Genomic DNA, 24,182 nt, shown 5'->3' with positions numbered 1-24,182 from the left:
CGGCTGAGCAGCAGACGAAACCTAGCTGTTGTGCTCGGAATTGTAGCGGTTCAGCACGTCATCGATCGGGCCATCGAGTTGCAGCTTGCCCTGGTCGAGGTAGAGCCCGCGGCTGCAAAACCGCCGGAGGTCGCGCTCGTTGTGAGAAACGAGAAACAGGGTCTTTCCCTCGGCGAGGAGCGCGTCGATCCGCCGATAGCATTTCGTTCGAAAGGCCTTGTCGCCAACGGCAAGCACCTCATCAACCAGCAGCACCGGCTCGTCGAGTTGCGAGACCACCGAGAAAGCAACGCGCACTTTCATGCCGCTCGAGAGGTGTTTGAACGGCGTGTCGAGCACGCCCTGAGCGCCGGCGAACTCGACGATTGCATCAAATCGCTCGGCGAGCTCCGCGCGACTGAGCCCGTGCAAGCCGGCCGTGAGGTGAATGTTGTCGCGCACCGTCAGGTCGCCAGCAAAGCCGCCGGTGAGCTCGATCAAGGGTGCAACTCCGCCGTGCACCGTGACGTGACCGATGTCGGGAAGTAGTACTCCCGCGACGAGTTTCAAGAGGGTCGACTTTCCCTGGCCGTTCCGCCCCACCACCCCGATCGCTTCGCCCGCGTGAACGGTGAACGAGACGTCTCGCAATGCCCAGAATTCACCCGTGTGTGTGCGTCGCTGCTTGCCGGCGAACAGGTCTTTGAAGCTGCGCCTCGCCCCGCGATTGCGTCGGAATCTCACACCGAGACCCGATGCAGTAATGATCGCCGGGGCAGCGCCCGGGGTGTGCTGCTGGCTTGCTCCGATGTGTGCGTCCACTTCGTGAGATGAGGTCACGTTACAGCTCCTTCAATACGCCACCGACGCTGCGGCGAAAGACGAGAATGCCGACGAGGAGCGTCACCGCGGTGATCGCCGATGAGACACCGACCAGGGCCCAGTTGAGTTGATCGGGGAAAAAACCCGCGCGGAAGAGGGCGAAGATGCCGGAGAGCGGATTGGCCCACGCGAGCGGTGCGACGACCGCCGGAAGGTCACTGGCGCCGTAGATCACGGGTGAGGCATAGAACAACATGCGCAGCACTAGCTTCGCCGCTCGCTCAAGATCGCGGAAGAACACGACAAGCGGTGCCAGTATGAGCCCGACACCCAAAATGAGGGCACCCATCAAGATGATCCCCAGCGGGAACAGCAGGATGTACCAGTTCACGCTCGCGCCGTTGATCAGAGCGAACAGCACCAGCACGGGCAAGCTGAGAAGGAATTCGATGCCCTTTGCACAGACGATGCGGGCGACCCAGATCCACCGCGGAAGCGCGACGGAGCGCACGAGCTTGACGTCGCGCAGGAAGGCGCGTGTTGAATCTCCGACTGCACCGTTGAACCACACCCAGGGCAGCATGGCGGTGAGGAGAAACACGATGTATGGCTCCTCGCCGAGGCTCCGGGGGAGGAGCTGGCTGAAGATGAACCAGTAGATCAGGCTCATCAGCAGCGGGTCGAGGATGGACCAGAAATAGCCGAGCACCGAAGTTGCGTAGCGAACCTTGAGGTCACGAACCGTCAGGAGTCGCAGCGAGCGCCACGCGCTCGCGCGAGGGGAGCCCGGGGCGCGGTGCCTGCGGGTGTCGGCGGGTGAAGTCACAGGCCTATTCTGCCTGTATTCCGGGTGTCATTGCTGGAGAGTCAGTCGCGAACCGCAGGCGTTGGGGTTTGGTAGGTTAGGGGTGTGTCACATTTGCCCCCCAGCGCTGATCTCACGCCCGACTCCGGTTCCGGCGGTCTGACCGGTGTCGAAGCCGAGGGCAAGCCAGGTGCGAACGCGGATCCGGGTCTGCCGCGCACAGTGAGACGGCGTCCGCAGAGACGGTCGGTTTCTGCCGGAACGAGCCGATCCGCGACCTCGATTGCGTCTGACGAGGTGGCTGATATGAGCAGGACTGAAGATACCACTGATTTCGTTGCATCGACTGACGTGGTAGACCCCAGTGCCGTGACCAGTTCAGCAGACCTGGTTGAGCCTGAGCTTGAGGATTCCCCCGAGACTGAGCCCGAGCCTGAGCCTGAGCCTGAGGATTCCCCCGAGCCCGAGCCCGAAACTCTGCTCGCTACCGAGGGTGCGCCTCAGCCCGAAGCGTCCTCGGCGCCGGAGGCACTCCCGGTTCGTGACGCAGAGCCGTCCTCCGAGCCAGCACCGGCTCCTCAAGCGGCACCGCGCACTGGCCGCATTGAGATCCCCGTTCCGTCAATCGTGCGTGCGCGTGAACGTGCTGCGGCGGTGGCCCAAAACCCGGTGGTGCTGCGCACCGAGCAACTCACCAAGAGTTACGGGCAGGTATTGGCCGCGGCTGAGATTTCCATCGAGGTACATGCCGGATCTTTTACCGGGATTGTTGGGCCCAACGGAGCGGGTAAGACCACTGTGCTTTCGATGATCAGCGGGGTGAATCGTCCGACCTCTGGCCGCATTACGGTGCACGGAATCGATGTATGGTCTGATGGGCCCGCGGCGAAGCGAGTACTTGGCACACTGCCCGACCGGTTGCGATTGTTCGACCGACTCAGTGGCGCGCAATTGTTGTATTACGCGGGAGTCCTGCACGGTGTCGACGAGTCTTCACTCGCTCAGCGCGCATCCGAACTCGCGAAGGCTTTCGGTCTTGAGCCTGCGCTCGACCGGCCGGTGTCTGATTACTCCGCCGGAATGCAGAAGAAGATCGGCCTCGCGTGCGCCATGATCCACGCGCCCGAGGTGCTGGTGCTCGACGAGCCGTTTGAAGCGATCGACCCTGTTTCGGCCTCCAACGTCACTGAGATCCTCGAGAAGTTTGTCGGCGGCGGCGGCAGCGTCATCATGTCGAGTCACAGCCTCGACCTGATCCAGCGTGTCTGCGACAACGTCGTGGTGATCGTCGATGGTTCGGTGATTGCTCAGGGCACGGTCGACGCGGTGCGCGACGGATTGAGTCTTGAAGAGCGGTTCCGGCATCTCACCGATGCCCCTGACTCCGGGAAGGGGCTGGAGTGGTTGCACGGCTCTGCAGACTCCGACTAGCACTTCTCCTCAGCGTTTTCCGCGGCACACCCTCGGCCGTTGCGCGGTCGGTCATTACCGGGGTGCTCGCTTTGGCTGGTGCTGTTGCCCTGACAGTTCTTCCCCAGTGGATCGAGCCTTCGGAGTCTGCCTACGCGGGGATTGACACGATACTGGTCTCCGTAGTGATTGCGGCTGCCGTCATCATGCCGCTCTTCGCAAACCGCAACCACCTCGAGCCGAAGCACTTCGCTCAGTATCCCGCTCGCTCCTCACAGATTGCCGCCGGGATGTTGATCAGTACCGTGTTGAGCTGGCCGACGCTGTGGTTCGTCGGATGGTGGGTGTCGCTCGTTGCACTCCGGCCTGAGTGGCGATCGGTGTGGTGGGCTCTGGCACTTGGTGCGGTGCTCGCGCTCCTCCTCACGATTTCAGGTGCCCGGGTTGCCTCCGCGGTTGCGAAGCTTGTCGTCTCTTCGCGAAGCGCCGGCGCTGTTCGGGCGACCGGCCTCCTGTTGCTCATTGCCGCGCTTCCTGTTGTCGTGTTTGCGGTCACGCAGGCGCTCAGTTCCCCTGGTGGCAAGCTCACACGTGACGCTGCGACGGTGCTGGGATGGACTCCATTGGGAGCCACCGTGGCAGGAATCACGAACGCCGCAGCTGGCGATATTGCAGGTGCCCTGCTGCGTTTCGGCGTGGTTGCGCTGACAGTGCTTGTGTTGGTTCTCGCATGGTTTTTGCTCGTCAGAGTCTCGCTTGAGCGCATCGATCGGCCGACTGACCCGAACGTTGCTCGCCAAGGCCTCGATTGGTTTGATCGTTTCTCTGCCAAGCCGGGGCCGGTGATCGGCGCTCGCGCGCTCACCTATTGGGTCCGCGATCCGCGTTACCGGGTTGCGCTTGCCGCGATCCCACTGGCACCGGTGCTCATCGTGCTCGCGCTGTGGGTCGCTGGAGTTGATGCACACACGCTCGCGCTGGTGCCGCTGCCGGTCATCCTGTTGCTGCTGGGGTGGTCGCTGCACAACGATGTGGCGATGGATTCGACGGCACTGTGGATCCATGTGGCCAGTGGCACCCGGGGCCGAGACGATCGGTTTGGGCGACTTGCGCCGGTGCTGCTGCTGGGGTTGCCGCTCGCGCTGGTGGGATCAAGCGTCACGGTGACGGTGATGGGGGACTGGCGCGTGCTTCCAGCAGTCATTGGGATGAACCTCGGCGTACTGCTTGCTGCAGCCGGGGTGTCGAGCGTATTTTCCGCACTCATGCCATACCCGTCGACTCGCCCAGGGGACAGTCCCTTCGCGCAACCTGCCGTTTCTGGTGCCGGGTCAGGCCTCGCGCAGAGCCTGTCGATGATGGTCGCGCTCGTACTCGCGGTGCCCCCCATCTGGGTTGCCGCGTCCGCGATCAGCGCGGTGAGCTTTGGCATGAATTTCTGGGCACTCATCTTCGGTGCTGGGTACGGGCTCGTCGTGGTGACAGTCGGGGTGCTGATCGGCGGCCGTGTCTTTGACCGTGCCGCCCCAGAACTGCTCGCGCTGACGCAAACCTTCGATTGATGTGTGGATCGGGCAGTTCTGATCTCGATCACACTGTTGCCGAGTGCCACGATTATTGCTGAGGCGCTTCCCTGGAACGGCGCGTAGAATCTTCTCCATGGGTATCTTTACGCGTGACAATCCGGCCGGTGGCGGCGGAACTGATGTGCTGGATCGCGAGCTTGAGCAGCTGCTGAATGAGGAACAGGTCGAAGACGGCGATCATGAACGCTTCTCGCACTTCGTGCCGAAAGACAAGATCCTTGAATCCGCGGTGACAGGAAAGCCGGTTCGCGCACTGTGCGGCAAGAAGTGGACTCCGTCACGTGACCCGGAGAAGTTTCCGGTGTGCCCTGACTGCAAGAAGATCTACGATCGCATGCGCAAGTAGGCCGCGCCCCGGTCAGAGTAACTGACCAGGGCGGTGGTGCTTTGCGCGGGTGTCGCGCCAGACTCCTAGCGGTACTCCGTGGTAATCGCGGGGTCACCGCGGGTGAGGCTCATCGCGCTCGGAGGGAGCTCGGCCAGGCTGCGCCGGTGGCGGTCGCGCGCCGCCAGCATTCCACTCACTCCAGTGTGTTCTGGCTGGGTTATCCCGTCGCGCACCAGGGGAACGATGAGTTCTCGCGAGTCGCCCGCCAGCTCGGTTCCCTCTGGCTCGCCTCCGGGGCCGTCCCCAAGGAAGACCAGCTCAAGGGTCGCGATGCCGCGAGCATTCAACAGTCGGCGGACGCTCTTACGCCCGCCCACAGAGGCCTTGTCGGTGGATTTCTTCGCGACCGACACCCATTCGCCGTCGTTCCCCCTGCGGGCGACCAGTTTGTACACCATCCCCATCGTGGGTGATCCAGAACCCACGACCACCGAGGTTCCCACTCCAAAGCTGTCCACCGGCGCTGCCGCGAGCGCCGCGACCGTGTACTCATCGAGGTCGTTGGTCACCGTGATCTTGGTGGCGGTGGCTCCCAGTTCGTCTAATAACTCTCGTACACGGGCGACCACCACAGGGAGGTCGCCGGAGTCGATGCGAACTGCGCCGAGCGATGTTCCCGCGACCTCCACAGCGGTGCGCACCCCCTGCTCAATGTCGTATGTGTCGACGAGTAACGTGGTGTCTGACCCGAGGGTGGCGACTTGCGCGGCGAAGGCTTCGCGCTCGCTGTCGTGGAGCAGCGTAAACGAGTGCGCGGCGGTCCCCATGGTGGGAATGCCAAAGCGTCTGCCCGCTTCGAGGTTTGAGGTTGCGCTGAAGCCAGCGATGTACGCGGCTCGCGCGGCCGTCACCGCGCTGTGCTCGCCGGTGCGTCGGCTTCCCATTTCGGCGAGGGGCTTGCCGCCAGCGGCGTGCACCATCCGCGAGGCCGCCGTCGCGATCGCGGAGTCGGCGTTCAATATGCTGAGCGCCAAGGTTTCGAGTACGACCCCCTCTGCGAAGGTGGACTCGACGGTCAAGAGGGGGGCGCCGGGGAAGAACACCTCGCCTTCCGGGTACCCCCAGATGTTGCCCGAGAATCGGTAGTTCGCGAGCCAGTCGAGCGTTTCACTGCGCAGGAAACCCTGTTCGCTGAGCCAACTGAGCTCGGTCTCGGTGAAACGGAACCGTTCGATCGCCTCGAGAAGGCGACCGGTGCCCGCGACCACGCCGTACTTTCGTGCCCCGGAGAGGCGACGCGCGAAGAGTTCGAAAACGCACGCTCGATCCGCGGTGCCCGCGGCGAGCGCCGCGTCGACCATCGTGAGTTCGTAGTGATCGGTGAGGAGTGCCGTTGATGTGCTCACTCCGCCAGCCTAATGAAAATCTCGGGAGGCGACAGCGGCCGGGGCCGCAAGAGGCTCGAAACGGTGTGCGATCACGTTACACACTCCCTCGGGAGTGCGCTCGAGTACCCCGGCGATGAGGAGCGCGGGTGAGGTGCGAGCTACCAGGCGATAACGGGCCCAGACTCCCGCAAAGACCACGACGTTCACGGTGCCCGACTCGTCCTCAAGGGTGAGAAACGTGATGCCACCCGCTGTGCCCGGGCGTTGCCGGTGCGTCACCAGCCCGGCCACCGTCACGACCCCACCCGGCCGAGCCCGCATGATCCGATCCGATCGGGTAATCCCACGCGCGTCGAGGCTGTCTCGCAACAGTGCGAGCGGGTGCGCTCCGGCGACCACCCCGGTGCTCCACAGGTCAAGCGCCGTTTGTTCGGCCGCGGTGAGCACCGGCAGCAGGGGTGGCTGCACGTGTACGGCAACGCCCGGCAGATACTGTTCGCGATTTTCGGCGGCCGGGCCGGCAGACCAGAGAGCCTCGCGTCGCCCGATGCCCAGTCCGGCGCACGCGCCGGCCGAACCGAGCGCCTCGAGTTTCACGCGATCGAGGTCGGCGCGGCGAGCCAGGTCTGCGAGATCGAGGAAGGGGCCATCGCGTCGCGCGCGAACGATGCGCTCGGCGCTGACGGTGTCGATACCGCGCACCTGGGCGAGGCCAAGACGCACCGCGAACGCACCGTCCCTGCGGTGCTGCATGCTCGTGTCGGGGGCGTCTGGAGCGAACGGCGGCACCGGGGGCTGCGTAAACGCGGTGCACGCGTCGAGCCCAGTGGGCTTCGCGCGATCCACCATTTTTTCGAGCCCGGCGAGCACATCCGACTGCTGCACATCGGCGGGGCGCACCTCCACCCCGTGCCGGCGCGCGTCTTCGACCAGCGTGCGTGGCGCATAGAACCCCATCGGCTGCGAGCGCAGCAGGCCAGCGAGAAACGCCGCGGGGGTGTGCAGCTTGAACCAGGCGCTCGTGTACACCAGCAGGGCGAAGCTGATGGAGTGACTCTCGGCAAAACCAAACGCCGCGAATGCCTCGATTTGCGCGTAGATGCGTTCGGCGGTGGCAGCATCGATGCCGTTCGCCTCCATCCCCTCGAAGAGTCGGGAGCGCAGCCGCTCAATCTTTTCCACGCCACGCTTTGACCCCATGGCCCGCCGCAGCAGGTCGGCATCTTCGGCGGAACAGCCGCCCACGGCCATCGCCATCTGCATGAGCTGCTCTTGAAACAGCGGCACCCCCAGGGTGCGCTCCAGCACCGGTGTGAGTGACGGGTGGGGGTAGGTGATTGCCTCGGTGCCGGCCCTTCGACGCAGGTAGGGGTGGATCGCGCCGCCCTGCAGCGGTCCGGGACGTATGAGGGCGATCTCGACGACCAGGTCGTAGAAGCAGCGCGGGCGGAGGCGGGGCAGCGTGTTCAACTGGGCGCGGCTCTCGAGCTGGAACACCCCGATCGCGTCGGCGCGACACAGCATGTCGTACACCCCCGCCTCGTCACGGGGCAGCGTCTCGAGACTCCACCGCTCACCGGTGGCCTCCGCCGCGAGCTCGATGGTGACCCGCAGGGCACTGAGCATGCCGAGGCCGAGGAGGTCGAATTTCACGAGGCCCATCGACGCACAGTCGTCTTTGTCCCACTGCAGCACGGTGCGCCCGGGCATCCGTGCGTGCTCGATTGGGCAGACCTCGCCCACTGGTCGCTCGGTGAGCACCATACCCCCCGAGTGGATTCCGAGGTGCCGCGGAGCACGCATGAGCTGACCCGCGAGGGCGAGCACGTCGGGTGGGATCACAGGCCCACCCTGCTCGGCGCTGTCGGGCAGGCTGCTCCAGCGCTCCAGCCCCCGGGTCCATGCGCGCTGTTGACCGCTGCTGAACCCGAGTGCCTTTGCGGCATCGCGCACCGCGCTTTTCGGCCGGTAGCTGATGACGTTCGCAACTTGCGCCGCGTTGCGCCTGCCGTAGGTGGCGTACACGTACTGGATCACCTCCTCGCGTCGGTCGCTCTCGAAATCGACATCGATGTCCGGTTCTTCCTCACGCATGCTCGAGAGGAAGCGCTCGAAGGGCAGTTGATAGTGGATCGAGTCGACCGCCGTGATCCCGAGCACGTAACAGACCGCCGAGTTCGCAGCGGATCCCCGACCCTGACACAGGATGCCGCGGCTGCGTGCGAACTGTACGATGTCGCGCACAATGAGGAAGTATCCGGGGAAGTCCTTCGCCTCGATGAGCGCCAGCTCCTTCTCGAGCCGGGCGGTGATGTCAGGGTCGGGGAGGCGGTATCGTTCCGCGGCGCCCTGGTAGGCCAGTTCTCGTAGCCAGCTCATCAGGGTGTGCCCCTCGGGCGGCTGCAGTTTCGGTAACTTCGGCCGCGCCGTGCGCAGGGGGAAGGCCAATTCCTTGGCGAGCGGTGCGGTGCGTGCGACGGCGGCCGGGTGTCTGGCGAATCGGCGGTGCATGGCGGCCCCCGATCTGAGGCGCGCGGCACCGTTTGCGGGGAGAAACGGGTCGAGTTCGTCGAGGCTGCGCCGGGCACGGATCGCGGCGACGGCCTCCGCCAGCGGAGCCTCTGCAGCCGTGGCAAAATGCACCCCGCCGGTGGCGAGGGTGGGGAGCCGCTCCTCGTGTGCCAGCGCGGCAAGGCGGTCGTTGAGTACGTCGTCACCGGGATGCCCGTGATCGGTGAGTTCGACGAACACTCGGTCTCGTCCGAAGAGTGACGTGAGGTGGCCGAGTGCGGCACGCGCCGCGCGCTCGCCATCAGCGCGGTTGGAAGCGTTCGCGAGCGCACGGCGCACGCTGCCCTTGCGGCACCCGGTGAGCACAACCCATTCCTCACCGCTCGCCGCGGCCAATTCCTCAAGGTCGTACACGGGGCGCCCCTTATGCCCTCCGGCCAGTTGCCCCTCGGTGATGGCGCTGGAGAGTCGGTGATACCCCCCGACTCCCTGGGCGAGGAGGAGCAGGTGCGTGCCCTGCGGATCCGCAACGCCCAGTTGCGGGACATCGAGCCCGAGGGAGAGCTCGGCTCCGAAGACCGTGGCAAGCTCGGGGTGCTCTGCCGCTGCCTCAGCGAAACGCGCGGCACCCTGAAACCCGTCGTGGTCGGTGATGGCGAGCCCGAAGAGTCCGAGCCTTGATGCCTCGGCGACGAGCGCTTCGGGAGAGCTCGCGCCGTCGAGGAAACTGAAGTGCGAGTGCGCGTGAAGTTCGGCATAGGGAAACGTGGCGGCGGGTTCGTGCCCTGCACGCGCGCCCGAACCAGGGTTCGCCGCGAGTGTTTCTGTGAAATGCGCTGTGGGATGTGGACGCGACTGCGCGGGCGGTGACGCGGGCGATGATGCGGGCGATAGTGCGGGCGATGGTGCGGGACGCAGCGGGCCGCGCCCCGAGAGCGTGCGCTCAAGTTCACCCCAGGGGATAGCCGGATTATTCCATCCCACGTCAGCCTCCTTCCGTCGGTGTGCGACTATGCATAGTGAGCTTCGACGAGCCACCGCCCAGTGGGGTTAATCCCTCGGGCGGCTTCCCGGCCAGACGCTTTGCCAGACGCTCGGTCAAGTGCTCCGCTAGGCCCTCGGCCAGACCCTGGGGCATCTTGAGTGCCAGTATCTGGGCCATGGGGTTGACCCGAGCCTCCATGTTCGTATCTCAAAAGCCAGGCGTCGCCGTCCGCAAGCAGTACCTGCATGCGATACCCGGCCCGGCCCCCCGCCCACCACCGTTCATGCAATGGCCAAGGGGCGGACCACGCCTCGATCGCCGCGGTCAAGTGCTTACCATCGATGCTCAGGCGTGCCGGATGAGACGCGAGGACATCGTCTTCGGTGGGCCACACCGGGGCACCCGAGTCATCACGCAACTCCGCGCTCAGTTCCTGCGTGAAAACGGTGTTGGGGAGGGCGCCGGTGATGCGCCCTGGCCAGGGGCCATCCCGCAGGCGAACACGGGAGCGGGGAGCACGACGTGTCTCCGCGCGGGTACCCCAAGGCACTAATCGTTGCCGCTCTGCGGTGAGCCTTCCGCCGGTAAGTTCGCCCGTGCCGACACCCTCGTGACCGACGAGGCTTTGCACTCGGCTGAGATGGTGATGCACGCGTTCGTCAGGGGCCGTGTTCCACAGCCCCGGCTCGTGGCTCGCAGCGTGCGCTGTACGGATCGGAGTGAGGCGTACCTCGGCGATGCCCGACCCCCCTCGATCTGGATCTCGGGGAACGGTGGCAGCTTGCCATCGTACGCGGTTCACCACATCGCTGGTGGTGAAGTGGCTGGGGTGTGCCCAGGTGCGTTCGTGCCGAATGCCGATGTCGTCGGTGAGTTCCACACGCAGCTCAGTGCAGACGAGCCCGTGCTCAATTAACCCACGGGTGAATGCCTCGGCAGAGGAGCTGCAAGCAAAGGCGAGTTGGTCTGCGCCGTCGAGCGGGGGCTCGAACGCACAATCGACCGAAAGCTCAATCTCGGGGTCACGCGAACGAACCTCGGCGGCGTGCGCGGCACCCAGCCCGCGTGCGCGTCGGTGCGCGACGATGCCAGCAGAACCGAAGCGTTCGCGAACCGCATCCTCTGGGAGGGCGGCCAACGCGCCGAGTGTGCGAATGCCGAGCCGAGCAAGCACGTCAGCAAAATCGAGAGATGACGCACGGGCAACCGAGAGGGGGCCGAGGAACGCTGCCGTGTGCTCGGTACGCACGATGCGCACGCCGGGCGAAGGGATATCCACCCCCGGGTCTGCCTCGAATGCTCGCGTGGCCTGCTCTGCGGCAAAGCGCCCGCTTGCTACCCCCACTCGGGATTCCGGAAACCCGAGCTCAACCATGCGGGCTACAAGCGTTGCCGCTGCCGCTTCCTCGCTGCCGAAGTAACGTGCAGGCCCGCGTGCGCGCATGGCGCAGAGCCCCGGGCGGAGCGGCTCGACTCCCGGAATGGTCTGTTCAATCGCTGCGAGTACCGGCGCGAAACGGCGCACGTCGACCTCCGGGTCGTGTGGGTGCACTTCGAGGTCAGGGCATCGCGAGCGTGCCTCTCGTTCGCGAAGTCCGACGCGCACACCAGCCAGGCGGGCTGCCTGCGAGCATGCGACCACCTGATGCTGCGCGATGAGGGCGAGCGTCAGATGTTCATTGATGGATCCCTCTTCTTCGTGTTCGCTGAGATATGCGTGCACGGGCCAGTCGGGCACCCACAGCGCGATCACCCGCTCGGCTTGCTCGCTCATGATGCACCCACTCGGGGAAGTGCCCCGGAGAGTCGACCGTCACGAAACACGACGGTGTGCTGTTTGGGGCCCCGTCGATCGTCGGAACGGACGGTGAGTTCGTGCGTCAGGAGCATTCCGTGGCCGCGTCCGAGCCCACCCCAGCGTGAGTTCGTCACGCGGAGTGTGCTCTCGGCCTTTGGCCACTGCCCGAGCACTACGAGTGCTGCACCATGATCGCGGAGTCGTGCAGCCAGCCGTTCCGCGTCTGGTGCGCGCACCTGACTCGACGGGCGCAGGAGCAGCACAGTGAGGACCTCGCTCAGGGTTCCCGCGATGCTGATCGAGTGCGGCCCCGGATCGGGCACCAGCACAAAGCGATCGAGCGCCACCCCGAGCTCGGCCGCTGCCTCAGCCCCGAGCTCGGGGAGGCCGATGGCTCCGCACCACGCGCCCGAGGCAGATGCGGCGGAAATCAGCGCGAGAGAGAGCTGCAGCGACCCAGAAACGATCGTGGCGCTGCCTCGCCGTAACGCACCGCCGGGCAAGAGATCGCGCAACTCTGGCGGAGTGGGGAGCGCGTCGTCCCCCAGCCGCATGGGCTGCATCTGCGTGATGCGCTCCTGCAGCGTGCGAACGGTTGCGGCCTGATTCATGCAGCAATGTTCGAACATATGTTCGAACAAGTCAAGTTGAAATTTCACTCACCGGCGCGTCGTCATACGTGCGCCTGTGCCCTGGGCGGGATCCACTTCGAACCCCGGGAAGGGGTGTCTCGGTGAACCAAGTAGGATGGGCGTGATGAATGACGATGACCTTGACGATTACGAGCGTGAAGCAGAACTTTCGCTGTTTCGTGAGTACCGCGATGTCGCTGGCCAGTTCCGCTACGTTGTCGAAACAGAGCGACGCTTCTACCTCGCCAACGATGTGCAGCTTGAGCGTCGAGACGCGGGAAGTGACTTCTACTTCGAACTCACGATGACTGACGTGTGGGTGTGGGATGTGTATCGCGCCGACCGCTTCGTGAAGTCGGTGCGGGTCCTCACCTTCAAAGACGTCAACGTTGAAGAGCTCACGGCGCGTGAGTTTAAGTTGCCCCAAGAACTCTCGATCGACGAATAGGGTTCGGCGGCAACGCTTTGCCGCTCACACCCGGGTCTGATCTGTGGATCGCCTGACCTTTCCACAGACTTCCTGAGGCGCCAGCGCGGCACGGGGATGCCCGGTCAGTCTGGTCGTATGACTGAATCGACCACCCCTCAGCACCCTACGGGGCAGCGCAATCGTGCCGTTGGAGCCCGCGGTGAACAACTCGCGGCCGACTATCTGGAAGCACTCGGGTATCGCCTCCTCGCGCGAAACTGGCGTGGGGGCAGGCAGGGTGAACTTGACCTCGTCGCCCGTGATGGCGACTGCATCGTCGCCGTTGAGGTGAAGACGCGAAGCGGCACCGGATACGGGCACCCACTGGAGGCGATCACTGCGCAGAAGGCCGGTCGCCTGCGGAGGCTGCTGCTCAGTTGGGTACGAGAAGTGTCGCCCGGACCCGCTCGGCTGCGTGTTGACGCGGTCGGCATCACCCTTCGCGTCGGCGAACGACCTCGAATCGATCACGTGCGGGGCATCGGATGAGCGCCACTGTCTGCCGTGTGGCCGCAATTGCACTTACCGGGCTGCAGGGAACGCGGGTGCTCGTGGAAGCGGTGGTGTCGAATCAGCTCCCGGGCATGGCGATCATCGGGCTGCCAGACACCGCGCTCGCCGAAGCGAAGCAGCGGGTTCGGCTTGCCACCCAGCAGGTCGGTTTGGCGCTGTCTGATCGTTTCATCGTGGTGAACCTCAGCCCCGCGGCGCTTCCCAAACAGGGGTCGGGGTTCGACCTGGCCATCGCACTCGCGGCGCTCGCCGCATCCGGGCACCTGCCCACGGGCCGCCTCGCAGAGACCGCTCACCTCGGGGAACTCAGTCTTGATGGTGAGCTGCGGCGACCTCCCGGGCTCCTCAGCGCGGTGCTCGCGGCGCGGGAGTTGGGTTTCAGGCGGGTGATGGTGCCCGCACACGGCGCACGCGAAGCCTCCCTGGTACCGGGCATCGAAGTGGTTGCCGCCCGCGACCTGCGTGATGCAGTCGCCTGGCACCGCGGTGAGAGTGGCGGTTGTGAGAATGCGCATTGGGCGGAGGGATCCTCTGCCGACCCAGCTTCCGAGGCAGGGGAGCAGGGAAAAGGGCTGCAATCCCTGGAACACACCGAGGGAGAACCCGACATGTTCGATGTGATTGGCCAGCCAGACGCGGTGGAAGCACTCATGGTTGCTGCAGCTGGGCGGCACCACGTGTCGATGATGGGCCCTCCGGGCGCAGGGAAGACGCTGTTGGCGACTCGGCTGCCGTCGATCCTGCCCGATCTCAGCCTCGATGAATCGATCGTTGCGAGCAGCATCGCATCGCTCGGAGGTGCGGGGCTCACCGAACTCGTCACGCGGCCTCCGTTCGAAAGCCCACATCACACGGCCTCGAAGGTCTCGATCATCGGAGGCGGCGATTCTGTCTCGGTGAGGCCAGGTGCAGTCACGAGATCCTGCTTTGGTGTGTTGTTTCTCGATGAGGCTCCTGAGTTTCCCAGCGCGGTGCTCGATGCGTTGCGGCAACCCCTGGAATCCGGAGAGGTCGAGATTCATCGAGCCCGAATTCGAGCGACGTTGCCCGCCCGCGTGCAACTGGTGATCGCTGCGAACCCCTGCCCCTGTGGAAATGCCGACTCGTTAGACGCAGTCGAGCCTTGTCGCTGTACCCCGAGCACACGAGTGCGCTATCGCAACCGGCTGTCTGGCCCACTTACCGACCGCATCGACCTCCGGTTGAATGTGCGCCGCGTTTCAACAGTGTTGCTCGGACAGGTCGAATCGTGTCCGCGGCCCACCAGCGCAGAGCTTCGGCTACGCGTGGTCGATGCCCGGGCGGCGATGGCCGATCGCCTTCGAAATACGCCGTGGTCGGTGAATGCCGATGTGCCGGGCCACTGGCTCCGCGATTCATTTGTGGCGCTCCCGAAAAGCGTTACGACGGTACTTGACGCCGCGCTGAGCAGAGGATCCCTGACGCTGCGCGGCTACGACCGAACCCTAAAACTTGCCTGGTCATTGAGCGATCTGGCAGGCAGAGGCAGCCCGGGTCGAGATGAACTCGCACACGCATTGGCTTTACGCGGAGGAGCAACCCCATGAACATAGTGCCAATACCCCGGCTCGTCGGTGCCGATCGGCTTGCTGCCGACCCGCAGGTGCGGGGGTTACTTACACGCCTCGCCGGTTGCCCAGACGATAGTCAGGAGTATGCAGACGCGCTGCTCGCGCGAATTGCCTGGTCGCGCATCGCCGAACCTGGGGACGGGGTGGCTGGCGAGCTCCTCGCTGCTCTGGGACCCGAGCGGTCCCTGCAACTGCTCATCGCAGGCGTGACGCCCGTGCAACTTCGTGATGCGGCATCACGGGCGGGAGTAGATCTCGCCACGTGCGCGGCAGAATCTGCGTTGGGTCGATGGCTTCCCAGAGTGGATCGCGCCGAGACCATGCGCGACATCGAACGGGGCATGGAAGCAGATCTCTGCGTGATTGTTCCCGGCGATGCCGCGTGGCCGATCCTGCTGGACGACCTGGGGCCACACGCACCGTTTCTCCTGTGGGTGCGAGGTGATCCTGTGCATTTCGCCTCCCCGTCACTGTCGGTCGTCGGTGCTCGCGCTGCGACCGGATACGGTACCCATGTGACGGCCGAGATCGTCGCCGGTGTATGCGCGGCAGGATTCAGCATCGTGTCGGGTGCTGCGTACGGTATTGACGCGGTGGCACATCGCACTGCGCTTGCCGCAGAAGCCCCCACTGTTGCAGTGCTCGCCGGGGGTGCTGATCGCGCGTACCCGCAGTCGCATGACGGGTTGCTGGGTAAGATCAGCGTGACCGGTGCGGTCTGTGCGGAGATGGTGCCCGGTGCTGCCCCGACCCGCTGGAGATTTCTGCAACGGAATCGCATTATTGCTGCGCTCTCCTCTGCGACCCTGGTGACCGAAGCGGGGGTACGCTCCGGAACACTGAACACCGCAGGGCATGCGGCCGAACTGGGGCGGGCGCTCGGGGCAGTCCCCGGCCCGGTCACCTCGGTGGCATCCAGCGGGTGCCACAAACTTATTCGCGAGTACGGTGCGGCCCTCATCACCAACGCTCGTGAGGCATGTGAGCTGGCCGGCCTGGGAGACGAACTCGAGATCTTTCGGGATGGTTCACAGGTATCGGGGGAGACGGGCGGCACCGCTCGTCAACCCTCTGCGCACGGTCGGGTGATTGATGCCCTCCCGCTGCGGGGAAGCCGAACACTGATTGAAGTTGCACGGCTCGCGGGTCTGAGTGTCGGGGAGGCGCGCACCACCCTTGCTGAACTCGAACTCCTGCAGGAGGTCGCACGGCGCGATGACCCCGGCGCGGCAGAACAGAAGTGGGCCTTGGTGCGTCGACAATAGGGGCATGCGGCTAGACAGGGCGATTGAGGGCTTTCTTTCCGCTGTCGAATTCGAGTACGGCTACTCGGCGCACACCGTGAAGGCGTATCGGCGCGACCTGCACTCGCTCGCCGAGTACGTAGCCTCAGATCTCGAAGCTTCTAACGCCAGAGATGTCGGCATCGAGGCGCTCGATCTCGAGCGCCTGCGTGGCTGGCTTTGGCACCGGCAACAAGCGGGTCTCGCTGCCAGCACGCTCGCACGGAATGTTGCCACCGCGAAATCCTTCGGGAGTTGGCTCGAACGGAGACAGCTCGTTCCCGGCAGCCCGGCATCGCGGTTGCGCGCGCCGAAAACGGCCCGCCCGCTCCCTCGAGTCCTCAGCGAGGACCAGGTCACCAGAATTCTTGACCGGGCCGCGGGCCGCGCCAAGACCGGCGATCCCGTTGAAGTGCGTGATCTCGCGGTTCTTGAGCTGTTGTACGCTACCGCGTTGCGTGTGAACGAGCTGTGTACCCTCTCGCTCAGCGGGCTTGACTTGCAAGAGCGCACCGTTCGGGTCACCGGAAAAGGCAACAAGCAGCGCGTCGTGCCCCTGGGCGCTCCGGCGGCGCGGGCACTTGATGCCTATCTCTTGAGCGCTCGGCACCTGCTCGCTGCTCGCGTGTCAGAGGTCCCTTCCGTGTCTCGCGTCTCCGCTCTTCCTGCAGAATCGGGGTATTCGGCGTTGCGAGGCGCGGGGGATCGCGTCGTGTTCTTGGGAAACACTGGTCGCCCGCTCACGGCCCAGGCCGTGTACCGCTTGGTCGCACGCGAGTTGGAGCAGGAACCGGGCAGCGGCCCGCGAGGCCCGCACACGCTGCGGCACACGGCAGCCACCCATCTGCTCAACGGAGGAGCAGACCTGCGCGTGGTGCAAGAGATGCTCGGGCACGCGAGCCTCGGTAGTACACAGGTGTACACCCACGTCTCGACCGAGCGACTCGCAGCCGCCTACCGCCAGGCCCATCCGCGCGCGTGATGCGTCCGCCTGATCTACGCATTTAGCGCTCGAGCGAGGGAAGCAGTACGGGTTTCGGGCGGAGAAATCTCAGCGGATTCACGTATGCGCCATCGACGCGCGCTCCCAGGTGGACGCAGGATGCCTGACAGTGCCCGCCAGACCCGACCGTGCCGATGATCTCGCCCCGACTCACCTCGTCTCCCTCACGAAGCGTGGTGGTGAGGGGTTCAAACGACACTAGGGTGCGGTCGTCGATGCGCAGGGTGATGACGGGCCGATCCACCACCGTACCGACGAACGAGACCGTGCCTGCTGCTGGGGCGCGCACCGCGTCGCCGGCGCTCGTGGGAAGATCGATACCCCGGTGCCCTGCTGCATAGTGGCCGCCGGGAAGCGAGAACGGTGCACTGACGATGAGCGGATGGCCGAGCGGCGGGAACCAGAGCGACCCCGCCAGCGTTATGAGCGCTGCGATACTACTGATGCGGTGAATTCCGAGCATGCATCAACGGTGTCAGCGGCGTGAGTGCGGTGCCCGGGAGTGAAGACATCTGTGGACTACTCAGGCCACCGCACTCGTCGGTGTGGGGTGTGAGCGGTGAATCCAGCATCTGCGGGTTCTCCGGGAGTCCCCGGGCCGTAGTGCTGTCGATGCTACACTTGTGGGGCACCTCTCACGAGGTGACTTCGCGTGCCCGCTCAACGGAGCACCGCCAACGGTCCCCACCGTACCTTCTCGTTTGCGAGTTTGTTGCAGGGGCGGCGGAGCCTGGGGCACCAGGATTCGGGAATCGTCCCGAAGAAATCAACCGCAAGAGTGCGCCCGTTTGAGGCGTGCAGAACAGGAGAACGGCAATGGCCGTCGTAACTATTCGTCAGTTGCTCGACAGCGGCGTTCACTTTGGACACCAGACGCGCCGCTGGAACCCGAAGATGAAGCGCTTCATCTTCACTGAGCGTTCGGGCATCTACATCATCGACCTGCAGCAGTCGCTCGGGTACATCGATGATGCCTACGCATTCGTGAAGCAGACCGTCGCGCGCGGTGGAAACGTTCTCTTCGTGGGAACGAAGAAGCAGGCGCAGGAAGCGATCGCCGAGCAGGCTGACCGCGTGAACCAGCCCTACGTGAACCAGCGCTGGCTGGGCGGTCTGTTGACCAACTTCCAGACCGTAACGGGCCGACTTGAGCGCATGAAGGAGCTTGAGCAGCTTGACTACGAGGGTGGCACCAGCGGATTCACCAAGAAGGAACTGCTGCTGAAGAAGCGCGAGCTCGAGAAGCTGCAGAAGTCGCTTGGCGGTATCCGTCACATGACCAAGACTCCGTCAGCGCTTTGGGTGGTCGACACCAAGAAGGAGCACCTCGCGATCGACGAGGCGAAGAAGCTGGGTATCCCCGTCATCGCTATCCTCGACACGAACTGCGATCCCGATGAGGTCACCTACCCGATCCCCGGTAACGACGATGCCATCCGTTCGGTAGCGCTGCTCACACGCGTGATCGCCGATGCCATCGCCGAGGGCCTCATGGAGCGTCACCAGAAGAACGATGGCGGCGCAGTCGCCGCTGAGCCCCTCGCCGAGTGGGAGGTCGAACTGCTGAACGCGGACAAGACCGATGCGCCCGCCGAGGATGCTACTGCTGAGGCTCCCGCTGCTGAGGACGCCGCTGCTGAGGCACCTGCCGCTGAGGCTTCCGCTGCCGAGGTCGCTGAAGCTGCTGCCGAAGCACCCGCTGCCGAGTAACTCGGCGTTCTTCCCACTTTCCACGATCTGACCAAGAACTGACTAAAAGGAGTCATCTATGGCATCGGTGAGCATGGCCGCCGTGAAGGAGCTACGCGACCGTTTGGGCGCTGGCATGGTCGATAGCAAGAACGCTCTGGTTGAGGCCGAGGGCGACATCGAGAAGGCAATCGAGATCCTTCGCCTCAAGGGGCTGAAGGGTGTCGCGAAGCGCGAAGGCCGCGAGGCAAGCGAAGGTCTCGTTGCTGTCGCGCAGACCGAAGGTCGCGCAACAATGATCGAGCTCGTGTGTGAGACCGACTTCGTCGCGAAGAACGAGAAGTTCATTGCGCTCGGCGAGAAGGTGCTCGGGGCGATTGCTGCCGCGAACGCGAATACCCTCGAAGAGGCGCTGGCCGCTCCTCTTGAGGGCGGTACCGTCGAGTCGGTCATCACTGATGAGTCTGCGATTCTGGGAGAGAAGCTTGTGCTTCGCCGGGTTTCGGTGGTTGAGGCCCCGAAGACCGCGTTCTACCTGCACCGCACCTCGAAAGATCTGCCCCCGCAGATCGGCGTGGTAATCGGATATGACGGTGACGACGAGAAGGCTGCCTTGAGCATTGCTCAGCACATCTCCTTCGCTGAGCCACAGTATGTGACCCGCGAAGAGGTGCCGCAGGCTGATGTCGACAAAGAGCGCGACATCGTCACGGAAATCTCGAAGAACGAGGGCAAGCCTGAGGCTGCTCTGCCGAAGATCATCGCGGGTCGCCTCGACGCATTCTTCAAGCAGATCGTTCTGAACGAACAGGTACACGCACTTGACGAGCAGAAGCGCCCGGTCGCTGCCGTGGCTTCCGCCACGGGCACCACGGTGATCGGGTTCGCCCGCTCGAAGGTCGGTTCCTAACACCTCTGTTACGAGACCCGGGCCCCAGACGGGCCCGGGTCTCGTGCTGTACCCGCTACCCTGATATCAGACGCCGAATCAAGGAGATCCACACGATGACCACACCTCGCAAACGACGCGTGCTGCTGAAGCTATCCGGCGAGGCATTCGGCGGGGGAACCCTGGGCGTGAATCCCGATGTGGTCAGTCAGATTGCCCGCGAGATCGCGGCAGCGATGGATGTCGCTGAGGTCGCAGTGGTTGTGGGCGGAGGGAACTTCTTCCGCGGCGCGGAGCTTTCGCAGCGGGGTATGGATCGCGCTCGCGCGGACTACATGGGAATGCTGGGTACCGTCATGAACGCGCTCGCGTTGCAAGACTTCCTTGAGCAGGCGGGGGTGTCGAGCCGGGTGCAATCGGCCATCACGATGACACAGGTGGCTGAAACCTACATTCCACTCCGCGCCATCCGCCACCTCGAAAAGGGGCGCGTGGTGATTTTTGGTGCGGGAGCGGGCCTTCCATACTTCTCCACTGACACGGTCGCAGCTCAGCGTGCACTTGAGGTGCGAGCCGACGAGGTGCTCGTCGCCAAGAACGGTGTCGACGGGGTGTACACGGCGGATCCACGAATCGACCCCGACGCGACGCTCATCGACCAGATCAGCTACAACGACGCACTCGTGCGCGGCTTGAAAGTAGTCGATTCCACGTCCTTCAGCCTCTGCATGGACAACGGTATGCCGATGCGAGTATTCGGTATGGAGCCCGCGGGCAACGTGACCGCAGCGCTCCGTGGGGAGCCGCTCGGCACCCTCGTGCATAGCTGAGCGCCAGTACACTCAATCTAACGATAATCACCGAAGGAGCACACCGTGATTGATGAGGTCTTCGCAGACGTCAAGGACCGGATGACCAAAGCGGTCGACTCGACCAAAGAGAACTTCGCCACTGTGCGAACCGGGCGGGCTGCCCCTTCAATGCTGCAGAATGTGCTCGTCGATTACTACGGCACGCCTACCCCGCTTCCGCAGCTCGCGTCAGTACAAAACCAAGATGCGCGAAGCCTGATCATCACTCCCTACGACAAGGGTGCGATGAAAGAGATCGAGCAGTCGATCCGCGACATCCCCAACCTCGGCGCAAATCCGTCGAACGATGGGTCGGTCATTCGTCTCGCGCTTCCCGAACTCACGGAAGATCGTCGCAAGGAATTCGTCAAGATAGTGAAGGCGAAGGCCGAAGACGGGCGAGTCGCCATACGTAACCTCCGCCGTCACGCGAAAGATTCCTTCGAGGAGCTCAAGGGCGAGGTCGGCGAAGATGACGTGGCGCGCGCAGAAAAAGAGCTTGAGGCGGTGACCAAGCAGTTTATTGACCAGATCGACGAGGCAATGAAGCGCAAGGAAACCGAGCTGATGGAGGTCTAACTCGTGTCGGGCCACGACCGGCGAGAAGAACTGCGGGCTCAATTTGAGTTGACCAAAGCGAGCCTCGAAGCGACCAGCGCCAGGATCGAGAAAAAGGCTGGACGAAACCTCTTTCTCGCGTTTGGATCGGCCCTTGTCTTCGGGGGCCTGTTCCTCGGGAGCCTGTTCTTCATCGAGCAGCTCTTCATTCTTTTCCTGGCGGGGCTGCTCTCAATCGCACTCGTTGAGCTCGCCTCGGCGTTTCGTTTGGCAGGCCGGCGCGTTCCCCGGGTGGGCGTCGTGCTCGGCGGGCTCATCATCATCCTCGGCGCCTATTTCTGGGGTGCCGAGGGCATGCTGCTCGGTCTGTTTGCTGGGTCTGTGCTCCTCACCATGTGGCGCCTCGTTGAGGGTGTCATTCCCGGGGGAGAAGTCGCCCCTCAGACGCTCATTCGCGACGTGTTCTCGGGCCTTTTTTCCCTCGTGTACATCCCGTTCTTGGGCTCTTACACGGTTCTCATGGTGCAAGGAGAGCGCGGGGAGTGGTGGGTATTCGCCATGGTGCTCGTGGTCGTCTCGGTGGATGTCGGGGCCTATGCGGCAGGGGTCACCCTCGGAAAGCACAAGATGACCCCGCGCATCAGCCCGAACAAGACCTGGGAGGGCTTCGCCGGTGCGGCGGTTTTCGCAGTGCTCTCTGGCGTGCTGATCTCGGTACTGGCCCTGGAGCAACCGTGGTGGGTCGGCGTGGTGCTCGGCATTATTGTGCTGATCACAGCGACCGGCGGTGACCTTACAGAGTCGCTGATCAAGCGAAACCTCGGCGTGAAGGATATGAGTTCGTGGATTCCGGGTCACGGCGGTTTTCTCGACCGCCTCGACTCGCTCTTGCCGTCTACCGTCGGGGCCTATGCCCTCGCGCTGAGCCTCGGAGTCCTTGCATGAGTGGGTCAAAGAACTTCCGCACAGGTCGGAGCGGGCAGAATAGTACGGTGAGCACTGCATTTCCTCGAGCAACCGGCAAGCAATACGGATACCGACCCGAGCAAGTTGACGAGTTTCTGGCCCGCGCCCGAGCGACGTTTGAGCAATCGGCCTCCGAGAACGACGCCATGAAGTCTTCCGACATCCGGCACACGGCTTTTTCGCTCAAGCGTCGGGGCTATTCCGCACGGCACGTGGATGCCGCGATGGATCGCCTGGAAGAGGTATTTGCTCAGCGCGAGCGCCGTGCCTACATGGCCGAGATTGGCGAGAACGCGTGGTGGGCCGAGGTGCAACAACTCCTCTCTGAGATCCGTGGACGGTTGGAACGCGAACGTGGCAAGCGGTTTCATTCGCGTGGATTTTTCGCGATGGGATACCGGCGTTCTCAGGTCGACGCGTTTCTCGATCGGGTGCAGGCGCTGCTCGCAGGCAAGGGAAGTTTGGCCCCCGCAGAGGTGCGCAACGTAGTCTTTCACGCCCAGTGGAGAGGGTACGACGAAGACCAGGTCGACGCGTTTCTTGACGCGGTCGTTGACCTGATGCTTGCGACCTCCGACTGAGCCCGACCTGGCCGTTCGCCCAGCCATGAGATAGAATCGTTATATTGTGACTTCTTCGACACCTGCCGCACGACCGCCCATCTCTCGCCTGACCCGTTTTCGTGGGTTATTCGCGGGCATCGCCGCCGTCGGTTTCTTTGGCACCGCGGTCGTTGCGCCACTCTCCATTCCGACCACTGCACTCGCTGACGAGGCGTTCTACGAGCGCATTCATCAGGAGTTTGTGCCTGAGGTCACTGAGTTGGCCCTCGATGTGAGTGTCTCGCCGCTGGTAGAGATTCCCGAGCCGAAGCCGGAACCCGTTGTGGCGCCAGCGCCAGCACCCGCGGCCGCAGCGCCAGTGAGCTTCGCACCCCTGCTCTACACCGGTGGTGGATCACCCGCTGAGTGGATGGCCGCAGCAGGTATTCCCCAGGCTGACTGGGGGTACGTTGACTTCATCGTCAGTCGTGAAAGCGGCTGGAACCCCAATGCCACCAACAGTAGTTCCGGTGCTTGCGGACTGGTTCAGGCATTGCCCTGCAGCAAGGTTCCCGGTGGCAACGGGTACGACCCGGTCGCTAACCTGACGTGGGCAAACGGCTACGCGATCGGCCGTTACGGCAGCTGGGCGGGCGCTCACGCGTTCTGGACTTCCAACCACTGGTGGTAGGAAACACCCGCAATGCCTCGAAAGCATCGGCGCTCGGAATCTGAGCCGCTCGGAGATATTTCACGTCTCGCACACGGAGGAGCCCGGCTCGAGTCGCGTCGAGGCCGTGAGTACAACGTACGCGATATACCCGCGCAGCGGGCCGAGAAAGCGTATCGATGCCCCGGCTGCGCACAAGACGTGCCTGCAGGTCAGGCGCACCTAGTCGTGTGGAGCGCTGACAATTTCTTCGGCGACGATGCAGCAGTGCGAGACCGTCGGCACTGGCACAATCATTGCTGGCGTCTGAGCTGATCTCACACCTCGCATCAGCACGCCTAGAACAGCGTGGGGGTGACCGCCTCGGGGGTGGGAAGCTCGACTGACGGAGTGGGGACGGAACCTCCCGCCAAGCCAGGGCCAGCGTCTGCAACGGTGCCGCGCTGGAACGCCGTCGCCGCGGCGCGTGCGCGATCGTCGGCCGCCTCGTTGAGGGGGTGGCCAGCGTGACCCTTCACCCATTCAAAACGCACGTTCCGTCCCGAAAGTGCCTCATCGAGCGATTCGAGAAGTTCTCGATTCAGCACCGGCTTGCCGTCGGCCTTGCGCCAGCCCCGGCGCTTCCACCCGGGCATCCACTGCGTCACGGAGTTAATGACGTATTGGCTGTCGCACAGAATAACGAGGGGAGTGTCTGGCTGATCCGCCGTGGCGTGTAGCAGATCGATGACCGCCATCAACTCGCCCTGATTATTCGTCGCTCGGGGCCACCCGCCCGCTCGCCACTGCGAGTCGTCGATATACCAGGCCCAGCCAGCAGGCCCGGGGTTACCGAGGGCAGAACCGTCTGCGGCTGCGGTGATCGTCATGACTCAATCTTGCCAGAGGCGAGACCCCTACCATTGACAGGAAG

The 24,182-nt window shown here is 64.1% G+C and carries 24 protein-coding genes; 16 read left to right on the top strand and 8 right to left on the bottom strand.

Annotated features, from left to right (window positions below):
- Positions 1-21: 21 nt before the first annotated feature.
- On the bottom strand, positions 22-789 hold the full coding sequence (locus ACR0R4_RS10005; RefSeq protein ID WP_433647312.1) for an ABC transporter ATP-binding protein: 768 nt from the start codon (positions 787-789) through the stop codon (positions 22-24).
- Between the two features lie 31 nt (positions 790-820).
- Positions 821-1,627 carry an ABC transporter permease gene (locus tag ACR0R4_RS10000; RefSeq protein ID WP_433647254.1) on the bottom strand — a complete coding sequence of 269 codons (807 nt, stop codon included), beginning with the start codon at positions 1,625-1,627 and terminating at the stop codon, positions 821-823.
- A gap of 84 nt (positions 1,628-1,711) precedes the next feature.
- Here ACR0R4_RS10000 and ACR0R4_RS09995 point away from each other — a divergent pair, with 84 nt between their 5' ends.
- From ACR0R4_RS09995 to ACR0R4_RS09985, 3 genes are all read left to right on the top strand, one after another.
- The gene (locus ACR0R4_RS09995) at positions 1,712-3,037 is read left to right on the top strand and encodes an ABC transporter ATP-binding protein (RefSeq protein ID WP_433647253.1); all 1,326 of its coding nucleotides are present in this window, start codon (positions 1,712-1,714) and stop codon (positions 3,035-3,037) included.
- Complete coding sequence (locus ACR0R4_RS09990) at positions 3,007-4,578, top strand: hypothetical protein (protein ID WP_433647252.1); 1,572 nt, start codon at positions 3,007-3,009, stop codon at positions 4,576-4,578. Before ACR0R4_RS09995 ends, ACR0R4_RS09990 begins: the two co-directional genes overlap by 31 nt.
- A 97-nt stretch (positions 4,579-4,675) precedes the next feature.
- Positions 4,676-4,948, top strand: coding sequence for a DUF3039 domain-containing protein (locus tag ACR0R4_RS09985; protein ID WP_433647251.1), 273 nt, complete (start codon positions 4,676-4,678; stop codon positions 4,946-4,948).
- A 65-nt stretch (positions 4,949-5,013) separates the two neighbouring features.
- Here the strand turns inward: ACR0R4_RS09985 and ACR0R4_RS09980 are convergent, their stop codons facing one another.
- From ACR0R4_RS09980 to imuA', 4 genes are read right to left on the bottom strand one after another with little or no spacing between them, the layout of a single operon-like run.
- Positions 5,014-6,336: a nicotinate phosphoribosyltransferase gene (locus ACR0R4_RS09980; RefSeq protein ID WP_433647249.1), complete on the bottom strand. Its 1,323-nt coding sequence runs from the start codon at positions 6,334-6,336 to the stop codon at positions 5,014-5,016.
- Between the two features lie 9 nt (positions 6,337-6,345).
- The gene (locus tag ACR0R4_RS09975) at positions 6,346-9,813 is read right to left on the bottom strand and encodes an error-prone DNA polymerase (protein WP_433647247.1); all 3,468 of its coding nucleotides are present in this window, start codon (positions 9,811-9,813) and stop codon (positions 6,346-6,348) included.
- 26 nt (positions 9,814-9,839) lie between these two features.
- Positions 9,840-11,588: a DNA polymerase Y family protein gene (locus ACR0R4_RS09970; protein WP_433647245.1), complete on the bottom strand. Its 1,749-nt coding sequence runs from the start codon at positions 11,586-11,588 to the stop codon at positions 9,840-9,842.
- A complete protein-coding gene (gene imuA' / locus ACR0R4_RS09965; protein ID WP_433647243.1) occupies positions 11,585-12,223 on the bottom strand; it encodes a DnaE2-dependent mutagenesis accessory factor ImuA' in 639 nt (212 codons plus the stop codon). Before imuA' ends, ACR0R4_RS09970 begins: the two co-directional genes overlap by 4 nt.
- A 145-nt stretch (positions 12,224-12,368) precedes the next feature.
- On the opposite strand from imuA', the gene ACR0R4_RS09960 reads away from it, so the two are divergent.
- From ACR0R4_RS09960 to ACR0R4_RS09940, 5 genes are all read left to right on the top strand, one after another.
- Entirely contained in the window at positions 12,369-12,692 is a 324-nt protein-coding gene (locus ACR0R4_RS09960) for a DUF2469 domain-containing protein (protein ID WP_433647241.1), read from the top strand.
- A 117-nt stretch (positions 12,693-12,809) separates the two neighbouring features.
- Positions 12,810-13,202, top strand: a complete 393-nt coding sequence (locus ACR0R4_RS09955) for a YraN family protein (RefSeq protein ID WP_433647240.1) — start codon at positions 12,810-12,812, stop codon at positions 13,200-13,202.
- Complete coding sequence (locus ACR0R4_RS09950) at positions 13,199-14,794, top strand: YifB family Mg chelatase-like AAA ATPase (RefSeq protein ID WP_433647239.1); 1,596 nt, start codon at positions 13,199-13,201, stop codon at positions 14,792-14,794. The genes ACR0R4_RS09955 and ACR0R4_RS09950 overlap by 4 nt, the downstream gene beginning before the upstream one ends.
- Positions 14,791-16,083, top strand: coding sequence for a DNA-processing protein DprA (gene dprA, locus ACR0R4_RS09945; protein ID WP_433647238.1), 1,293 nt, complete (start codon positions 14,791-14,793; stop codon positions 16,081-16,083). Before ACR0R4_RS09950 ends, dprA begins: the two co-directional genes overlap by 4 nt.
- A 4-nt stretch (positions 16,084-16,087) precedes the next feature.
- Positions 16,088-17,083, top strand: a complete 996-nt coding sequence (locus ACR0R4_RS09940) for a tyrosine-type recombinase/integrase (RefSeq protein ID WP_433647237.1) — start codon at positions 16,088-16,090, stop codon at positions 17,081-17,083.
- A 22-nt stretch (positions 17,084-17,105) separates the two neighbouring features.
- Here the strand turns inward: ACR0R4_RS09940 and ACR0R4_RS09935 are convergent, their stop codons facing one another.
- The gene (locus ACR0R4_RS09935) at positions 17,106-17,567 is read right to left on the bottom strand and encodes a M23 family metallopeptidase (RefSeq protein WP_433647236.1); all 462 of its coding nucleotides are present in this window, start codon (positions 17,565-17,567) and stop codon (positions 17,106-17,108) included.
- Between the two features lie 353 nt (positions 17,568-17,920).
- Between ACR0R4_RS09935 and rpsB the strand changes: the two genes are divergently transcribed.
- The 8 genes from rpsB to ACR0R4_RS13080 all read left to right on the top strand — a co-directional run bounded on the left by rpsB (position 17,921) and on the right by ACR0R4_RS13080 (position 23,584).
- Positions 17,921-18,814 (top strand): 30S ribosomal protein S2, encoded by an 894-nt coding sequence (gene rpsB / locus ACR0R4_RS09930; protein ID WP_433647235.1) that lies wholly within the window; start codon positions 17,921-17,923, stop codon positions 18,812-18,814.
- A gap of 58 nt (positions 18,815-18,872) precedes the next feature.
- Positions 18,873-19,703 carry a translation elongation factor Ts gene (gene tsf / locus ACR0R4_RS09925; RefSeq protein WP_433647234.1) on the top strand — a complete coding sequence of 277 codons (831 nt, stop codon included), beginning with the start codon at positions 18,873-18,875 and terminating at the stop codon, positions 19,701-19,703.
- A gap of 95 nt (positions 19,704-19,798) precedes the next feature.
- A complete protein-coding gene (gene pyrH, locus ACR0R4_RS09920; RefSeq protein ID WP_433647233.1) occupies positions 19,799-20,512 on the top strand; it encodes a UMP kinase in 714 nt (237 codons plus the stop codon).
- A gap of 45 nt (positions 20,513-20,557) precedes the next feature.
- A complete protein-coding gene (gene frr, locus ACR0R4_RS09915; protein WP_433647232.1) occupies positions 20,558-21,112 on the top strand; it encodes a ribosome recycling factor in 555 nt (184 codons plus the stop codon).
- 3 nt (positions 21,113-21,115) lie between these two features.
- The gene (locus tag ACR0R4_RS09910; protein WP_433647231.1) at positions 21,116-22,036 is read left to right on the top strand and encodes a phosphatidate cytidylyltransferase; all 921 of its coding nucleotides are present in this window, start codon (positions 21,116-21,118) and stop codon (positions 22,034-22,036) included.
- 47 nt (positions 22,037-22,083) lie between these two features.
- A complete protein-coding gene (locus tag ACR0R4_RS09905) occupies positions 22,084-22,638 on the top strand; it encodes a DivIVA domain-containing protein (RefSeq protein WP_433647230.1) in 555 nt (184 codons plus the stop codon).
- 46 nt (positions 22,639-22,684) lie between these two features.
- Entirely contained in the window at positions 22,685-23,290 is a 606-nt protein-coding gene (locus tag ACR0R4_RS09900) for an aggregation-promoting factor C-terminal-like domain-containing protein (protein WP_433647229.1), read from the top strand.
- A gap of 12 nt (positions 23,291-23,302) precedes the next feature.
- Positions 23,303-23,584: an Rv1322 family protein gene (locus ACR0R4_RS13080; RefSeq protein ID WP_504362687.1), complete on the top strand. Its 282-nt coding sequence runs from the start codon at positions 23,303-23,305 to the stop codon at positions 23,582-23,584.
- Positions 23,585-23,607: 23 nt separating this feature from the next.
- On the opposite strand, the gene ACR0R4_RS09895 is transcribed toward ACR0R4_RS13080, so the two are convergent.
- Positions 23,608-24,138: a ribonuclease H family protein gene (locus ACR0R4_RS09895; protein ID WP_433647228.1), complete on the bottom strand. Its 531-nt coding sequence runs from the start codon at positions 24,136-24,138 to the stop codon at positions 23,608-23,610.
- Positions 24,139-24,182 lie beyond the last annotated feature (44 nt).

Source organism: Leucobacter fengyongliangi (assembly GCF_050971685.1).
Classification (GTDB): Bacteria; Actinomycetota; Actinomycetes; order Actinomycetales; family Microbacteriaceae; genus Leucobacter.
This window is presented reverse-complemented; position numbering and strand designations above follow the sequence as displayed.